Annotated in this window: 15 protein-coding genes; 10 read left to right on the forward strand and 5 right to left on the reverse strand. The window is 45.5% G+C overall.

What is annotated here, in order from left to right; genetic code table 11:
• Nucleotides 1-83: 83 nt before the first annotated feature.
• Nucleotides 84-560 carry a Crp/Fnr family transcriptional regulator ArfM gene (arfM, locus tag NYE20_RS20315; RefSeq protein WP_064671464.1) on the reverse strand — a complete coding sequence of 159 codons (477 nt, stop codon included), beginning with the start codon at nt 558-560 and terminating at the stop codon, nt 84-86.
• 143 nt (nt 561-703) lie between these two features.
• Between arfM and NYE20_RS20320 the strand changes: the two genes are divergently transcribed.
• The gene (locus NYE20_RS20320) at nt 704-1,423 is read left to right on the forward strand and encodes a YwiC-like family protein (protein WP_049140949.1); all 720 of its coding nucleotides are present in this window, start codon (nt 704-706) and stop codon (nt 1,421-1,423) included.
• A 31-nt stretch (nt 1,424-1,454) separates the two neighbouring features.
• On the opposite strand, the gene fnr is transcribed toward NYE20_RS20320, so the two are convergent.
• The 4 genes from fnr to NYE20_RS20340 form a co-directional block, all read right to left on the reverse strand.
• Complete coding sequence (gene fnr, locus NYE20_RS20325) at nt 1,455-2,171, reverse strand: fumarate/nitrate reduction transcriptional regulator Fnr (protein WP_014481215.1); 717 nt, start codon at nt 2,169-2,171, stop codon at nt 1,455-1,457.
• 98 nt (nt 2,172-2,269) lie between these two features.
• The gene (narK, locus tag NYE20_RS20330; RefSeq protein WP_161621773.1) at nt 2,270-3,457 is read right to left on the reverse strand and encodes a nitrate transporter NarK; all 1,188 of its coding nucleotides are present in this window, start codon (nt 3,455-3,457) and stop codon (nt 2,270-2,272) included.
• A 135-nt stretch (nt 3,458-3,592) separates the two neighbouring features.
• Nucleotides 3,593-5,263: an arginine--tRNA ligase gene (gene argS, locus NYE20_RS20335; protein WP_043858867.1), complete on the reverse strand. Its 1,671-nt coding sequence runs from the start codon at nt 5,261-5,263 to the stop codon at nt 3,593-3,595.
• Entirely contained in the window at nt 5,260-5,688 is a 429-nt protein-coding gene (locus NYE20_RS20340) for a DUF1934 domain-containing protein (RefSeq protein WP_003243604.1), read from the reverse strand. Before NYE20_RS20340 ends, argS begins: the two co-directional genes overlap by 4 nt.
• A 313-nt stretch (nt 5,689-6,001) precedes the next feature.
• Here NYE20_RS20340 and sboA point away from each other — a divergent pair, with 313 nt between their 5' ends.
• From sboA to albG, 9 genes are read left to right on the forward strand one after another with little or no spacing between them, the layout of a single operon-like run.
• Nucleotides 6,002-6,133, forward strand: coding sequence for a subtilosin A (sboA, locus tag NYE20_RS20345; RefSeq protein WP_003222002.1), 132 nt, complete (start codon nt 6,002-6,004; stop codon nt 6,131-6,133).
• Complete coding sequence (gene sboX / locus NYE20_RS20350; RefSeq protein WP_010886632.1) at nt 6,090-6,242, forward strand: bacteriocin-like protein SboX; 153 nt, start codon at nt 6,090-6,092, stop codon at nt 6,240-6,242. Before sboA ends, sboX begins: the two co-directional genes overlap by 44 nt.
• Before the next feature lie 24 nt (nt 6,243-6,266).
• Nucleotides 6,267-7,613: a subtilosin maturase AlbA gene (gene albA, locus NYE20_RS20355; protein WP_015714887.1), complete on the forward strand. Its 1,347-nt coding sequence runs from the start codon at nt 6,267-6,269 to the stop codon at nt 7,611-7,613.
• A gap of 12 nt (nt 7,614-7,625) precedes the next feature.
• Entirely contained in the window at nt 7,626-7,787 is a 162-nt protein-coding gene (gene albB, locus NYE20_RS20360) for an antilisterial bacteriocin subtilosin biosynthesis protein AlbB (protein WP_003222006.1), read from the forward strand.
• Entirely contained in the window at nt 7,784-8,503 is a 720-nt protein-coding gene (locus NYE20_RS20365) for an ABC transporter ATP-binding protein (RefSeq protein WP_003227564.1), read from the forward strand. Before albB ends, NYE20_RS20365 begins: the two co-directional genes overlap by 4 nt.
• The gene (albD, locus tag NYE20_RS20370; RefSeq protein ID WP_153257091.1) at nt 8,496-9,806 is read left to right on the forward strand and encodes an antilisterial bacteriocin subtilosin biosynthesis protein AlbD; all 1,311 of its coding nucleotides are present in this window, start codon (nt 8,496-8,498) and stop codon (nt 9,804-9,806) included. The genes NYE20_RS20365 and albD overlap by 8 nt, the downstream gene beginning before the upstream one ends.
• A complete protein-coding gene (albE, locus tag NYE20_RS20375; RefSeq protein WP_161621772.1) occupies nt 9,796-10,956 on the forward strand; it encodes an antilisterial bacteriocin subtilosin biosynthesis protein AlbE in 1,161 nt (386 codons plus the stop codon). The genes albD and albE overlap by 11 nt, the downstream gene beginning before the upstream one ends.
• Before the next feature lie 4 nt (nt 10,957-10,960).
• The gene (locus NYE20_RS20380; protein ID WP_049140946.1) at nt 10,961-12,241 is read left to right on the forward strand and encodes a pitrilysin family protein; all 1,281 of its coding nucleotides are present in this window, start codon (nt 10,961-10,963) and stop codon (nt 12,239-12,241) included.
• On the forward strand, nt 12,238-12,939 hold the full coding sequence (gene albG / locus NYE20_RS20385) for an antilisterial bacteriocin subtilosin biosynthesis protein AlbG (RefSeq protein WP_085185518.1): 702 nt from the start codon (nt 12,238-12,240) through the stop codon (nt 12,937-12,939). Before NYE20_RS20380 ends, albG begins: the two co-directional genes overlap by 4 nt.
• Nucleotides 12,940-12,943 lie beyond the last annotated feature (4 nt).

Below are 12,943 nucleotides of genomic sequence, written 5' to 3' on the forward strand. Positions count from 1 at the left end.
AAAGGAGAAGGAAGGCTGCGTTCAGGCAGAACGCTTGGGTCATTAGCCGCCTTTCATTCAAAGATCAAAAAAACCGGCTCTATTTAAGAACCGGGCTCAGCGTTTTCATCCTGTGATGTATGCAGATACCGCAAAAATAATTGATAGGAACAAAAAACATTTTGCTGAAGCATAGCCAAAAAGTTCATTTGCAGCTGCGGATGGTAAGACATCATTTTCTTAAATATGTAATATGGGATATTGAGAATCAGAATGTCTGAAGTGGCATTGACTGAGATAAAGGGCGATAAATAAAGCCCGCCTTTTTCATCAATCGGAAACACATCGCCTTTTTCCCACAGCGCAACGGTTTTCGACCCTTCAGGGAGCCTGCTGTCCACGAAACGGACACTGCCTTTTAATACAATATAGACAGATTGAGAATGAAGAAAAGATGGAGACTGATCACATGAGCCGCGGATAAACGTGCCGTTTTTCAGCAAGGTTTCGACAATGGATAGAGGCACTTCATTAAACATAGGAAGTTGTTTCAGAAATAATAAATAGTCACACTGATTCATAGGAAAACCTCCTGTGCTAAGGATAGCTTTAGTGTAGCTCGACTGAGCCTGTACAGCAGTGATGTATTTCACAGCCTGTATGATGAATGTCACTTATCAGGAGGGTGACTGCATTTATAATGAAAGAAAAAAGGAGGATTTCGATGAAGGCGCTGATTCCGAAGCAGCACGGCGCGTGGGCGATGCTGCTGATCCCATTTTTACTCGGCATGGCCAAGGGAGGCCCCGTTATTTGGCATATTCCGCTCTTCCTAGGCTGGCTTTTCCTATACTTAGCGGTTTATCCCTTTACGCTTGCCTTAAAAAAGAAACAAAGCAAACCATATCAAAAGTGGATGTGTTATTACGGTTTTCCCGCCTGCTGCTTTTTGATGATCTCGGTCTTTCATAAGCCGCCTCTCATCTGGGTGGGCGTTTCTTTACTGCCGCTGTTTCTCATACATATGTATTTTGCCCGCCGAAAAAACGAACGAGCCCTATTGAATGATGTTGCAGGTGTCTTGTTCTTTTGTTCGGGCGGGTTTGCGAGCTGCTGGCTGGGGATGGGAACCCTCGACGGCTGGGCTTGGTTTATTTTCTTGCAGTCTGCTTTATTTTTTATCGGGAGTTCCTTTTATGTGAAATCGGTGATTCGTGAAAGAAAAAACAGGACATTTGCATACTGGTCATGGGGATATCACCTGCTGCTCCCCTTTTTATCCGCTCTTTTCGGAGCAGGATGGGCGTTTCTCGCTTTTATCCCGAGCAGCTTGCGGGCATGGTTTTTTCATGGAAGAGATTGGCCCGTAAAAACGATTGGCATTCTGGAAATCGTGAATGCCTGCTTCTTTTTTGCCGTCATGTGCCTCTTTATGACAAGGTAAAAAAACAAGGACACCGCTGTCCTTGTTTTTTTCAGTCAATATTGCAAATCTCCAGCGGGCAATTTTCACACTCAATCTCACATCGTAAATAGTCCCGCTTATGCAAAATAATTTTTCCGGATTCGTCTATCGAAATAACCCCTTTTTTGCGGAGATCTCCCAGCATACGGTTGATGCTTTCCCGTGCAGCCGCGCAAAACTTTGCCAAATCCTGATTTGTCAGGACAATGTTAATCAGAATGCCGTCGCTTCGCTCCACTCCGTAGCTGTTTGATAAGCGGATAAGGGTAGAATAGAGCGCCCCCTTTTTGCCATGAAGAAGCAGATCCCTGATTTTGGACTGAATCTTCCGGAGGTGCGTGCTCATCCATTTCATGAACTCAAATGTCAAAGCGCCGTTTTGGATTAATTCTTTTTCCAGCTTATTTTTATTAATGACGAGCACCTCGCCATCCTCTAGCACTTTTGCACTGAGCATATACCTTGGTTCTTCAGTGAAAAGTGTTAATTCTCCGACGATATCATGCTTTTGGCAGATTCTAAGCGTCAGGTCTTTTCCGTCAGATGTCAGCTTGCCGATTTCAATGAGTCCTGATTGAATCAGATAAAGCTCTTCTGCATCCATTCCTTCTCGAAACAAATACGTGTGTTTTTCCATTTTTCTTTTCGTGCTGATCGATTCCAGCAATTCATGCAGATCGCTGGAAATAAGATCACTATCAGATGGTCGAACAGAGAGAAAATTCATGAGCTCACCTCGAAGAAAGTCACGTTGTGTGTTTATTGTAACGTGAATTGATTTGTACCCATCGAGAAAAAAATAACAATCTTGTGAATGCCCCAGTGTTAGTTGATGCTCTGGCTGTTTCTCTCCGTGTGTGTTTTCATTCTTTCCTGCCAATACATCCATATGACAAGGACAAAACTGGCTAACGCCACCTCTGAAAGCGCCATAAACCCGATCGCGTACTGGCCTGTTGCCTGAAACACACTCGCCAATATGAGCGGAGGAAAAAAGCCGCCTAATCCGCCCATGGCAGACACAATCCCATTGGCAATCCCCGCTTGCTTGGAAAAATAGAAAGGCACCAGTTTAAAAACAGTCCCGTTTCCTATGCCTGAGCAGACGGCCACGGTTAATGATCCAAACGTATAAAGGCCAATTGTCGGCGAGAACGATAGGATAATTCCTGATAATGTAAGCCCGGCAAAAACAAACATTAAGATGCGGAGCGGGCTCATTTTATCAGCCAGGAATCCGCCCGCAGGCCTGAGCAGCGTAGAAACCGCAATAAAGCCAGCCGTCCGCAAGCCGGCATCTGCAGGATTCAGCCCAAAATGCTCGACCAGAAAGTTCGGCAGATAGATAGTGAAGGCGACAAAGGCACCGAACGTAATAAAATAAAACAGGCTCAGAAACCATAGCACATGATTTCGGTAAACGGCTTTGATTTGAGTCTTAACAGAAACTTTGACCTTCTTCTCATGCCTGTCGCCGAACAAAACGTGCAGTAAGGCAAAGACAGCCAGCAAAACCAGATACATCTGCACGGTTGTTTTCCACCCGACGGCTTGAGCGATAACCGGCGCTGCAAATGTCGTAACGGCTGTCCCGATATTTCCTGCACCGTAAATCCCATTGACGACACCGTGCTTTTCTTTCGGATAATATTTCGGGAGGGAGGTCACTCCAATGGAAAACACCGCTCCCCCGATCCCTAAGAAAAAGCCGCCTGCGATTAAATCAAACAGAGAGTCCGCGATACTGATCCAAAATACAGGAAATAAAAGCAGGATGAAGCTGACCATAAACATGAGCCGCGCGCCAAACCTGTTCGTTAAATACCCTAAAGGAATGCGGAGAAGCGACCCGAGGATAACGGGAATCGCCGTCACCAAAGAAATCTCGCCCTTGCTTAAATGAATATCTAATGTGATTTGGGAAATGAGTGATGAAATCAGCACCCAAACCATAAACCCTGCCACCAAGCTTAATGACTGTAACGATAATTGAATGTGTTGACGGTTGATCATTTGGCTTGCCCCTTTCAATGATTCAATAATCAGTCTTATCATACAAAAACTCGCCAAACAGGATTGTGAATTACATCACACGTTTTTCTCATAAAAAAAGGACAAAGCCCGAAGACTTTGTCCTTTTGATCGTGATTACATTTTTTCCGGAGCCGATACGCCGATCAGCTGAAGCGCATTGTTCAGCGTAATTTGCGTTGCCTTCATTAAAGCCAGGCGCGCGCGGCTTTTCTCTTCATTTTCAGGGTCGATGACTTTCTCTGCGTTGTAGAAGCTGTGCAGAGCAGAAGCCAGATCATAAATATAGTTTGTGACACGGTGCGGAATTCGTTTTTCTGCTGCTTCCGCCACTGCCTCTGGGAAGCCGCCGATCGTTTTCAGCAGATCGTATTCTTTTTCTGATTGAATATGGCTGAAATCAAGATCTGCCGCCGGTTTAAGTCCCTGCTCTTCCCCTTGGCGAAGCATGCTGCAAATACGGGCATGCGCGTATTGTGCATAATACACAGGGTTTTCGTTAGATGTTGATACAGCAAGATCTAAGTCAAAATCCATATGGGTGTCCGCACTTCGCATTGCAAAGAAGTAACGAACAGCATCCAAGCCGACTTCTTCAATCAGGTCACGCATCGTTACGGCTTTACCGGTCCGTTTGCTCATTTTCATTTTCTCGCCGTTTTTGTAAAGGTGAACGAGCTGAATGATTTCTACTTCAAGCGTTCCTTTTTCATAGCCCAGTGCTTCGATTGCCGCTTTCATACGCGGGATGTAGCCGTGGTGATCGGCGCCCCAAACATTGATCAGCTTATCAAAGCCGCGGTCAAGCTTGTCCTTATGATACGCGATATCAGGAAGCAGGTACGTGTACGTGCCGTCCTTCTTGATCAATACGCGGTCTTTATCATCGCCGAACGTCGTGGAACGGAACCAAGTCGCGCCGTCTTCTTCATAGACATGGCCTTTTTCGCGGAGCGCTTCAAGCGCCGTGTCGATTTTTCCATTTTGGTACAGTGATGTTTCTGAATACCACACATCAAACGGCACACGGAAGTTTTCCAAGTCCTTGCGAAGCTTTTCCAGCTCGTATTTCAGGCCGTATTCACGGAAAAACGCGAGGCGTTCACTTTCCTCTTCGTTAACGAAACGGTCACCGTATTCCTCAGCGAGACGCTTTCCGATCGCAATGATATCCTCGCCGCGGTAGCCATCCTCCGGCATCGGTTTTTCCAATCCGAGTGCTTCAAAGTAACGGACTTCAACAGAAAGCGCCAGATTGTTGATTTGGTTTCCCGCATCGTTAATGTAGTATTCGCGGCTTACATCGTAACCCGCTTTTGAAAGCACGTTGCACAAGGAATCGCCGACAGCCGCCCCGCGCGCATGCCCGAGGTGAAGGTCTCCCGTCGGATTCGCTGATACGAATTCTACCTGAACTCGTTCACCGTTTCCGATGTTTGTTTCCCCGTATGCTTCCCCTGCTTCCAGTACAGACGGAATCAGCTTTGTTAAATACTGATTGTTCATATAGAAATTGATAAAACCCGGGCCGGCGATATCCAGTTTTTCAATCGAAGCCTTTCCTTTATCAAAATGGGCGACAATCTCTTCAGCGATTTGACGCGGCGCTTTTTTTGCCACTCTTGCCAGCTGCATCGCCATATTCGTTGAGTAGTCGCCGTGTGTTTTATCTTTCGGTGTTTCTAAAACAACATTGGGAATCTGGCTTTCTTCAGCCAGTCCCGCTTTCAGAACGGCCGCTTTAATTTCTTCTTTCAGCACGTCCTTCATTTGTTCCGCAATGTTCATGCGTGAGTTCCTCCCTCATACGTGATCGTCATATTATGTAAATGCTCCTGCTCGTCTCCGACATGCATGTCATATGCGATGCTGATACGGCCTTTTTCTTCATCGAGATCAGATTGAATCGATTTTGTGCTTGTTTTCAGCTCAAGCTCACCAAATGACATTTTATATTTAGCAATTGTGGAAGCTCCCGTTACGAAACGCTGATTCATTTTGACAGCGCCTGACCTCATGACCAGGACTTCGCCTTCGCTTACTTTCACAATCGTTTTGACTTTGCCTAAGTCGTGTTCTTCATAATAAGATAGATACACTTTATTTTGTTTTACATAGTAAAATCCGGTGGTGCGGAATTCGATGACTTCTTGGTTTCCGTCATCCTCGATCACAGACTTCACATGGAGTGTTATCGGTGTCTCTTGCTTCATTCTGACACGTCCTTTTCATCATTCCACTTTGACTTGAATAGTATAATCATTCGGTTTGTAAACTTCAACTGCTTCTATCTTACCATCATTGCTCATCAGATTTGAAGATAAACCTCATAAAAAGCATTTCCTTATATAGAAGAGAAAATCATATCACTAATTACCCTTAGGAAATGTTACATTTTTCCGAAATCTATCATTTGCTTTTCACATTTTTTTCAAATTATATGTATTGAATTAGTAATTTGATAGTTTTAAGATAAAAGTACAACATAGATCTGCTAGAAAAACAAAAAAAAGGGAGGATTCAATTATGAAAAAAGCTGTCATTGTAGAAAACAAAGGTTGTGCAACATGCTCGATCGGAGCCGCTTGTCTAGTGGACGGTCCTATCCCTGATTTTGAAATTGCCGGTGCAACAGGTCTATTCGGTCTATGGGGGTAAGGATCTCCCAAAAGGGCATAGTCATTCTACTATGCCCTTTTTAAGTAAATTACAATTTTTAACTAAAATCTACCTCTTGGATATACATACACAACCGTTTTTCATTTGAATCATATGTATAGGGGATGGTATTTTGTTTATAGAGCAGATGTTTCCATTTATTAATGAAAGTGTAAGAGTTCACCAGCTTCCTGAGGGCGGCGTGTTAGAAATCGACTACTTGCGCGATAATGTCTCCATTTCTGACTTTGAGTATTTGGATCTCAACAAAACGGCTTACGAGCTCTGCATGCGCATGGATGGCCAAAAAACAGCTGAGCAGATTTTAGCTGAGCAATGTGCAGTGTATGATGAATCACCGGAAGACCATAAAGATTGGTATTACGACATGCTCAACATGCTCCAGAACAAGCAGGTTATTCAGCTTGGAAACCGGGCCAGCCGCCATACAATCACCACGAGCGGAAGCAATGAATTTCCGATGCCGCTCCACGCCACCTTTGAACTGACGCACCGCTGTAATTTGAAATGCGCCCACTGTTATTTGGAAAGCTCACCTGAAGCGCTCGGCACCGTGTCGATTGAGCAATTCAAAAAAACAGCTGATATGCTGTTTGATAACGGTGTATTGACATGCGAAATCACAGGCGGAGAAATTTTTGTCCATCCAAACGCCAATGAGATTCTTGACTATGTGTGTAAAAAGTTCAAAAAAGTCGCTGTCTTAACAAACGGAACACTCATGCGAAAAGAGAGTTTGGAGCTTTTGAAGGCTTACAAGCAAAAAATCATCGTCGGCATTTCTCTTGATAGTGTCAATTCCGAGGTCCATGACTCCTTTAGAGGGAGAAAAGGCTCTTTTGCCCAAACTTGTAAAACGATAAAATTGTTGAGTGACCACGGTATATTTGTCAGAGTCGCCATGTCTGTCTTCGAAAAAAACATGTGGGAAATCCACGATATGGCCCAAAAGGTTCGGGATCTCGGGGCGAAGGCGTTCTCTTACAATTGGGTTGACGATTTCGGAAGAGGCAGGGATATTGTCCATCCAACGAAAGACGCCGAGCAGCACCGCAAGTTTATGGAATACGAGCAAAATGTGATTGATGAGTTTAAAGATCTGATTCCGATTATTCCTTATGAACGAAAACGCGCGGCAAATTGCGGCGCTGGCTGGAAGTCCATTGTGATCAGCCCGTTCGGCGAAGTACGTCCTTGCGCCCTCTTTCCAAAGGAATTTTCATTGGGAAATATTTTTCATGATTCCTATGAAAGCATCTTTAACTCCCCTCTCGTCCATAAACTGTGGCAAGCGCAAGCGCCGCGGTTCAGCGAACATTGCATGAAAGACAAATGCCCGTTCAGCGGCTATTGCGGAGGCTGTTACTTAAAAGGGCTGAACTCTAACAAATATCACCGGAAAAACATTTGCTCTTGGGCGAAAAATGAACAATTAGAAGACGTGGTCCAGCTTATTTAGGAGGGAAACGATTTGTCACCAGCACAAAGAAGAATTTTACTGTATATCCTTTCATTTATCTTTGTCATCGGCGCAGTCGTCTATTTTGTCAAAAGCGATTATCTGTTTACGCTGATTTTCATTGCCATTGCCATTCTGTTCGGGATGCGCGCGCGGAAGGCTGACTCGCGATGAGCATTTTGGATATACACGATGTATCCGTTTGGTATGAACGGGACAACGTCATCTTAGAACAAGTGGATTTACATTTAGAAAAAGGTGCCGTTTACGGGTTGCTTGGGGTAAACGGCGCCGGAAAAACGACACTGATTAATACGCTGACAGGCGTGAACCGCAATTTCAGCGGGCGCTTTACACTGTGCGGAATTGAAGCGGAGGCCGGCATGCCGCAGAAAACATCAGATCAGCTGAAGACTCACCGTTACTTCGCCGCCGATTATCCGCTGCTATTTACAGAAATTACGGCGAAGGACTATGTGTCTTTCGTCCATTCGCTTTATCAAAAGGATTTTTCAGAGCAGCAGTTTGCCAGTTTGGCCGAGGCCTTTCATTTTTCGAAATACATCAACAGGAGAATTTCGGAGCTGTCCTTGGGGAACAGGCAAAAGGTTGTATTGATGACAGGCTTATTGCTGCGCGCTCCCCTGTTTATTTTGGATGAGCCGCTCGTCGGTTTGGATGTGGAATCGATAGAGGTTTTTTATCAGAAAATGCGCGAGTACTGTGAAGCAGGCGGGACCATTTTGTTTTCTTCTCATCTGCTCGATGTCGTGCAAAGATTTTGTGATTATGCGGCTATTCTTCACAACAAACAGATCCAAAAGGTCATTCCGATTGGAGAGGAGACCGATCTGCGGCGGGAATTTTTTGAGGTGATCGGCCATGAATAACATAATCCCTATCATGTCTTTGCTGTTCAAACAGCTTTACAGCCGGCAAGGGAAAAAGGACGCCATCCGCATTGCCGCAGGCCTTGTCATTCTGGCCGTGTTTGAAATCGGGCTGATCCGCCAGGCCGGCATTGATGAATCGGTGTTGCGCAAAACGTATATCATACTCGCGCTTCTTTTGATGAACACATATATGGTGTTTCTTTCCGTGACATCTCAATGGAAGGAATCTTATATGAAACTGAGCTGCCTGCTGCCGATTTCTTCACGGAGCTTTTGGCTCGCCCAGAGTGTCGTTTTGTTTGTCGATACCTGTTTGAGAAGAACTTTATTCTTTTTTATTTTACCGCTGTTCTTATTTGGAAACGGAACGCTGTCAGGGGCGCAAACATTGTTTTGGCTCGGCAGGTTTTCGTTTTTTACCGTTTACTCCATTATTTTCGGAGTTGTGCTAAGCAACCACTTCGTCAAAAAGAAGAACTTGATGTTTCTGCTGCATGCGGCGATATTCGCCTGTGTATGTCTCAGCGCCGCTTTGATGCCGGCCGCCACGCTTCCGCTTTGCGCGGTGCATATGCTGTGGGCGGTGATCATTGACTTTCCTGTCTTTCTGCAGGCGCCTCCGCAGCAGGGCAAGATGCATTCATTTATGCGGCGATCTGAATTTTCGTTTTACAAAAGAGAATGGAACCGATTTATCTCTTCTAAAGCGATGCTGTTAAATTACGCGGTAATGGCGGTATTCAGCGGCTTCTTTTCGTTCCAGATGATGAATACCGGCATCTTCAATCAGCAAGTGATTTATATCGTGATTTCCGCGCTTTTGCTCATCTGCTCGCCGATCGCCCTTTTGTACTCGATTGAAAAAAATGACCGGATGTTGCTCATCACGCTTCCGATCAAGCGGAAAATGATGTTTTGGGCGAAATATCGCTTTTATTCAGGCCTATTGGCAGGCGGATTTCTCCTTGTCGTGATGATTGTGGGTTTCATCAGCGGCCGTCCGATTTCAGTTCTCACTTTTTTGCAGTGTATTGAGTTGCTGCTGGCGGGAGCTTTTATCAGGTTAACTGCGGATGAAAAAAGGCCCTCCTTCAGCTGGCAGACGGAGCAGCAGCTATGGAGCGGTTTCTCAAAATATCGGTCTTATCTGTTTTGTCTTCCCCTATTCTTAGCCACATTAGCCGGCACCGCTGTATCCTTGGCGGTCATTCCGATAGCCGGTCTGGTCATAGTCTATTACCTGCAAAAACAGGAAGGTGGTTTCTTTGATACAAGCAAAAGAGAACGGCTTGGAAGTTAACCTGCTGAAGACTCATCAATTTTCAACTATTTCAATCGCCGCGAGCTTTCTGAAACCAATCGAAAGCGCGGTGGAACCTGAGGAAGAAACAATTTATTTTTACGGCGCCGCCGCATACCTGAAGGAGCAAATCATTGACGCTTTTGGTTGTGCTGCCGGCAGCCGTTTCATGTACTCAGCGAATCTCTTTTTTGATCAGCAGCTGAAAACCTGCGGGACCCGTTTGATTCACCCATTATATAACGGGAATCTTCATGTTGACGCCCTGCTGAAAACTTTTGCAGACTTGTCTTTCCCTTCTTCTCTTTCATTCGAAGCAGTTGAAAAGGCCAGGAATGAGCTGCTGCTGAGAATCGAAAAGAAATTCACTGATCCTTTCTCCTACTCGGCGGCGCGCTTGGCTGAGGAGGTCTTCGGAAACCCGATGTACGGCACAGGCATGTTTGGCCGGAAAGACAGGATAAAGGCGATTCATCCTAAACGGTTTCTCGACGCAACGGACTTTATCGTTGATTTAGTGTCCCAACAAAAACAGCTGAACATATTGGGACAAGTACAAGCATGTGATGTTCGGGGACATGCCCCGCAAACGTCCGCTGTAACGTCCGGAAGAATACCCGTAAACCGGCATGTTTTTGAAACAGAGACACGCAGCGCTGCAGGTCCTTCCGTCTTGACACTCGGATTTGACTGCGGAGAGATGAAAGATGCCAGCGATTATATCAAAATACAGCTAATAGACGGATTACTGGGAAAGTACGGCCATTCCGCTTTATTCAAGCACTTCAGAGAGAAGGATCTGGCAGTCTATCACGTTATCACCCGTTACGATGTCATGAACAATTTGCTGCTTGTTTCAATATGTACAGATCAGCTTCATGAGATAGACATTCCCCCGCGCGTTTTGGAAGCTGTCTCAGCTTTTCATACAGATGAGCGGGAACTAGAACAGGCAAAGCAGTTTTTACGCAATGAATTGCTGCTGCAATTCGATTCTCCCGAAGGTCTATTGGCCTATATGGGGATCCTGCGCCGCTTCTCCTGCACGAAAGAAGCCTTGCTGGATGGCATCTCAGCGGTTACATGCCGTGATGTATTGCAATTCATAGCGACCATCAATTATATCGGAGCTCATGTAGTAAGGGGATGAAGAGATGGAAAAGAAAGCCTTTTTTCAACAACTGGATGAACGAACCGATATCAGATACACAGACAGCGGACTAAAAATATTCAGATTTAAATTCCCCCGCACCCACCTGCGGCTGTGCAATTTAAAAATCGATTTTGGAAGCCGGGATGTATGTATACGGGCAGAATCCGGTGATACACTGCTTCCGTATGGCACAGCGCATTTTTTAGAGCATCTTCTCTTCTGGCATAACGGCCGCAATCTGTACAGTGATTTTTTTGCGCATGGCGCGCTTTTAAACGCATTCACTACCTACACCGATACCAATTTCATGTTTACCTCATTACCGGATCGGCTCAGACAAACGATCCCCATCCTGCTTGATGCTTTATGGAACCACTCATTTGACAAGAAGATTGTCGCTCAGGAAAAAGCTGTGATTACAAGCGAAATTCAAACAGCACACCTTAACCATCAGCTCTCATATCATTATCAGCTGATCAGCATGCTTTCTCCCTCCTCACCAGCTGCCGTTTTCCCCGCAGGCAGAATCGAAGATATTGAGGCGCTGGACATCAATGATTTACAAAAAGCCTATAAGGCTGCCTACCAAGCCCATCGGATGACACTGTTTTTGATTGGGGGCTCAGAAAATACAGAAACGCTTTTGCCTCCTCACCTCCAGCTGGAAAAGCGTCCGGATTATCATGCTGAAAGAAAAATCATCCCGGCATGCCCTCCAGCCCTCTCACAAAAAATGGTGCTGGGTGATGAGGAGCGGATGGAAGATACCTGGACCGGATTACAGATCGGCGCACTTCCCGGGCAAAACGATCTGTTGTCGATAAAGCTTTATTGGGATATCGCGGCTCGTATTCTATTTCAATTAGATTCACCATTTTTTCAAGAGATTCAGCAAACGTACCGTCTGGAAATCGATCGCTTGTCAGCCGAGACTTATATATATGAGGATGGCGGTTTCTTGATCCTTCACAGTCAAGGGACCCATTCTTCAGCTTATATCGATGTGGCTTCATACTATGTCACACAGAAGAAAGAACAGGTTGCCGCCTGGCTTCAATACGGCAAGGACTCTTTGACAGACGCGATCATTTATGACAGCGATTATGTGCGTAAATGCTTCGAGTGGGCAGCCGAGTGTGACAGGTGCGATTGCTCGTTTCTTGACATGTACCACATCATTCAAGATATGGATGCGCAGGTTTTCTTGTCTCTCATTGATGCAATTGCATCTTCTAACAAAGCGATCATTCACGTTTCTCAGAAAGAGGCGATCAGACAATGAAAAAAAACACTGTCTTTACCCTTTTATTGCTGCTTATAGGTATGGCGGCTTATTCCTTCGGCTGGGTTCAGGCCGTTGCCGAAGCCGCCGCCCAATATGTACAGATGATCAACAATGATGCTGTGCGGCTCGGACTGCTGGCTTGTACCGCTGCCCTCCTGATGCTGCCTGCTTTTCTCTATCTTCATTATGTCACCCAATCCGTGAAAAACATGACAGCAGCTTTTCAGAAACTCACACAGTCTCATCAAAGCTGCTGTGACTTTCAGCAACACAACTTGTGCAGCCGATATGCAGAAGACGTCAAATCGCTGCGTGACAGCTATAAAAACGTCCGCCAAACATACGTGATGGCTGCCGTGTTGTGCCAAGTCTTCATATTCGGCTGCATGTTCGAAATCGTTAAAGCCGTCCCTTTCCGCCTTCATACGCCCCCTGCCCTTTCAATGGGACTTGCGATGCTACTGATCCTGTATTTATTGTTTTGCATGCGAACGTATTTGCGGCAGCTTTTCCGGCACGGCAGCCTGTTCAGAAAAGTGTTTGCGGGAGTGCTGGCAGCAGCCGGGATTTGGTGGATGCTCAGTTTCTCTATAAGTGAACTGCTGTTTCTTATTATCCTGGCTGCCATTCAGCAAATCGGATCATTTATTTATAAACGATTCTCTTATCGCAGCACCGCTTCTCTTGATCTATAAAATA

Source organism: Bacillus sp. FSL R5-0416, assembly GCF_037975425.1.
In the GTDB taxonomy this organism is placed as follows: Bacteria; Bacillota; Bacilli; order Bacillales; family Bacillaceae; genus Bacillus; species Bacillus subtilis.

Bases quoted from the DNA above. Each gene is read 5' to 3' on its own strand.
- argS (WP_043858867.1), bottom strand. From the start codon at position 5,263: ATGAACATTGCGGAACAAATGAAGGACGTGCTGAAAGAAGAAATTAAA.
- albG (WP_085185518.1), top strand. From the start codon at position 12,238: ATGAAAAAAAACACTGTCTTTACCCTTTTATTGCTGCTTATAGGTATG.
- arfM (WP_064671464.1), bottom strand. From the start codon at position 560: ATGAATCAGTGTGACTATTTATTATTTCTGAAACAACTTCCTATGTTT.
- fnr (WP_014481215.1), bottom strand. From the start codon at position 2,171: ATGAATTTTCTCTCTGTTCGACCATCTGATAGTGATCTTATTTCCAGC.
- sboA (WP_003222002.1), top strand. From the start codon at position 6,002: ATGAAAAAAGCTGTCATTGTAGAAAACAAAGGTTGTGCAACATGCTCG.
- NYE20_RS20365 (WP_003227564.1), top strand. From the start codon at position 7,784: ATGAGCATTTTGGATATACACGATGTATCCGTTTGGTATGAACGGGAC.
- albD (WP_153257091.1), top strand. From the start codon at position 8,496: ATGAATAACATAATCCCTATCATGTCTTTGCTGTTCAAACAGCTTTAC.
- NYE20_RS20380 (WP_049140946.1), top strand. From the start codon at position 10,961: ATGGAAAAGAAAGCCTTTTTTCAACAACTGGATGAACGAACCGATATC.
- NYE20_RS20340 (WP_003243604.1), bottom strand. From the start codon at position 5,688: ATGAAGCAAGAGACACCGATAACACTCCATGTGAAGTCTGTGATCGAG.
- narK (WP_161621773.1), bottom strand. From the start codon at position 3,457: ATGATCAACCGTCAACACATTCAATTATCGTTACAGTCATTAAGCTTG.
- NYE20_RS20320 (WP_049140949.1), top strand. From the start codon at position 704: ATGAAGGCGCTGATTCCGAAGCAGCACGGCGCGTGGGCGATGCTGCTG.